Origin of the sequence: Rudaea sp., from assembly GCF_036383415.1 — a bacterium.
In the GTDB taxonomy this organism is placed as follows: Bacteria; Pseudomonadota; Gammaproteobacteria; order Xanthomonadales; family Rhodanobacteraceae; genus Rudaea.
The window spans coordinates 1-2,782 of record NZ_DASVOK010000151.1; the positions used below are offsets into that span (position 1 = coordinate 1).

General features: G+C 63.7%; 3 protein-coding genes. 2 read left to right on the top strand and 1 reads right to left on the bottom strand.

Annotated features, from left to right (window positions below; genetic code table 11):
- Positions 1-697: NAD(P)-dependent oxidoreductase (locus VF497_RS05895; RefSeq protein ID WP_330886699.1), on the top strand; the 697-nt coding region annotated here is incomplete at its 5' end.
- Positions 698-1,402: 705 nt separating this feature from the next.
- Here the strand turns inward: VF497_RS05895 and VF497_RS05900 are convergent.
- Positions 1,403-2,134 (bottom strand): phosphotransferase enzyme family protein, encoded by a 732-nt coding sequence (locus tag VF497_RS05900; RefSeq protein ID WP_330886700.1) that lies wholly within the window; start codon positions 2,132-2,134, stop codon positions 1,403-1,405.
- Positions 2,135-2,416: 282 nt separating this feature from the next.
- On the opposite strand from VF497_RS05900, the gene VF497_RS05905 reads away from it, so the two are divergent.
- Positions 2,417-2,782: hypothetical protein (locus VF497_RS05905; RefSeq protein WP_330886701.1), on the top strand; the 366-nt coding region annotated here is incomplete at its 3' end.

Below are 2,782 nucleotides of genomic sequence, written 5' to 3' on the forward strand. Positions count from 1 at the left end.
TCAGGATTTCGTGATGTGCTGCGTCGGCAACGACAACGACCTGCGCGCAGTCACGATCGGCCCCGACGGCGCCTTTGCCGGCATGAAGAAGGGCGCGACCTTCGTCGATCACACCACCGCCTCCGCCGAGGTCGCCCGCGAGCTCGATACCGCCGCCACCAAGGCCGACTTCAAGTTCGTCGACGCGCCGGTGTCCGGCGGCCAGGCCGGCGCCGAGAACGGCGTGCTCACGGTGATGTGCGGCGGCAGCGAAGACGCCTATGCCGGCGCCGAGCCTGTTATCACCGGCGCCTATGCGCGGATGTGCAAGCTGCTCGGACCGGCAGGCGCCGGCCAGCTGACCAAGATGGTCAACCAGATCTGCATCGCAGGCCTCGTGCAGGGCCTCTCCGAAGGCATCCACTTCGCCAAGAAGAGCGGCCTCGACGTCGCCGCCGTGATCGAGACCATCTCCAAGGGCGCGGCGCAGTCCTGGCAGATGGAAAACCGCTACAAGACGATGAACGAAGGCAAGTACGATTTCGGCTTCGCGGTCGAGTGGATGCGCAAGGACCTCTCGATTGCGCTGGCGGAAGCCCGCCGCAACGGCGCGACGCTGCCGGCGACCGCGCTGGTCGACCAGTTCTATGCCGAGGTCGAGAAGATGGGCGGCAAGCGCTGGGATACGTCGAGCCTGCTCGCCCGTCTGCAGCGCTAGCTCCTGCTCGCATGCGGCCAAGGTGACCCGCGCTCGCGGGTCACCTTGGCATGCAGTGTCGGGTCGCGAGGGAGAGTTTCCCTTGAAGGTGCGCGCTGCCAAAATATCGAAAACAACCCCATGCAAAGTAGCTGGCCGGCCGCCCGCACTCGATATGGCACTTGACACGTCGGGCAAATCAGGGGCACATTTCCATTATCCCGAAATTGCATAGACGTCGCCGGCGCGCAGTACTCTCAACTTCTAGTTGGAGGTCTAGTATACTGTCACCGTAGTCCCGTCGCGTTGGACATCAAGACGGGTACGCGACGGATCAGCGAGTACCTCACGTCACCTGTGCTGCGTTATCGGATGAAAAATGAGATCCTTAGGAAGGTTGCCATTCGCTACCGCGACAGCGACCATATGTGGAATTACTGCTGGGTTCGTTCAATTTTTGATGTTCGAGAGCGCGTGGCGAAGTATCGCGGTATGTTGTTTGACGGTCGCGCTCGCTTATGTGGTTTCGAAACGGAGGCTCAGACGAATGAGTCTCCCTCCAGATTGTACGTTGACGCAATTTTTTACTGAAACCAAAGGTCGCCACTTTCGCCAATAGGATTTGCGACCAGTTCGTTCTGACTTTATCAGAATTGCCGGTGCCGCGGTGCCGGCCTCTACGCTGACGCTGGACGGGCCGATTGCGGCCCGTCGTCGAGCCGCTGCTCAGACCGCTCGAACCTGGGCAAGCCGCTTGATTGCGTAGGCGTCGTCCCAGCAGACGGCAGCTTCCCATGCGGCCGATGCTTGCGCGGCGATGTCATGCGCGCCGCTATCGAGATCGGCTGCGTTGTGGGGCAGCACAAGGTCGAGATCGGGAACGTCAACATGCGCCTCGTCCCAGTCGATCAGCGCGACCCGATCTGCCGTGATGCGGATGTTGCGCGGGTTGGGGTCGCCGTGAACGACGCAGGTCCGACGTCCGACGAGCCGCGCCCACGCGGCCCGGCATCGGGCAACGGCCTCCGGCGGCATCGCGCCGAGGTCGATCTTCGTCCCGATCTCGGCGTGCAGCAGGTCGGTCGACGATCGCCAGCCCGGACGCTGCGGCCACCCCGCCGTCGTCAGATGCAGCCGACGGAGCACATCGGCCACGCGACGCCAGTCGGCCTCCGTCTCCGGCGGTCCGCCCTCCACGTATGTCATCACGACCAGTCCGTCCGCGAACAGCCGGCCATCGGTGGTCGGGATCGGCACCGGCACGCTCAGACCTTCACGGTCGAGGCGTAGGAGGAGCCCGGTCTCCCAGGCGAGATCGGCATCGCTCCTCGCACCGAGACGGCCGACCGCGAGGCGCCCCCGGACGTGCACGCTCCACACGTCGTTGGCGACCCCACCGGCAAGTGGCCCGATGCGAGCTGCGTCATCGCCCCACTGCCCGAGTGCCTCCCACCCCATCGGCGTCTCCTCGTCGAGTTGGCTCGTTCCCGAGCGGACCGTGTATCTGCGCGGTTGGCCGCTCGGCGCGGTTCCACTCGCAATCCTGGTAGGTGCCGCAGCACTCCTGCCGGTGCGATGAAGAGACCACCGCGCACAACGGCGCGGCGCCCGGCGCAAAAGTTAATTTAACCTCCGGTTAACGCCTTTCTTTAGCTCTTTAAGGTAACGCTTAATGAATTAGCGTCACAGATAGACAATGCAAAAGGCGCGCGCGGTACGCGGGCAGGATTTGTGTTGTTGATGAGTAATCCCGCAGAAAAGCCTGAAGTTGTGCAGCTTCCGGCAGGACCTCAGGTGACGGTGCCGGTGAACAACCGGCGCGTCGCAGCACAGCGGGTGCGTGAGGCGCGGGATCGGTTAACGTCAACCAGTGGAACCCGCCCGGCTTTCGACGCCGAACTGCTCCGGCAATATGCCCAGACCCGGATCTCGGCATCCTACGTCGTGATGCTGCTCGTGGTGGCAACCGGCGTCCTGTTTAGCCTCTGGATGAAGCCGATCGTGGCCGGCGCCTGGACGGTCGGCATCCTCGGCGTCCATCTCGCCATCATCCGCAGCTGCTCCCGCTTCCTCGCCGAGCCCACCTCGGTCGCGGTGACCCGCAAA

Excerpts from the sequence above, each read along its gene's own strand:
- VF497_RS05900 (WP_330886700.1), bottom strand. The coding sequence starts at position 2,134 with ATGGGGTGGGAGGCACTCGGGCAGTGGGGCGATGACGCAGCTCGCATC.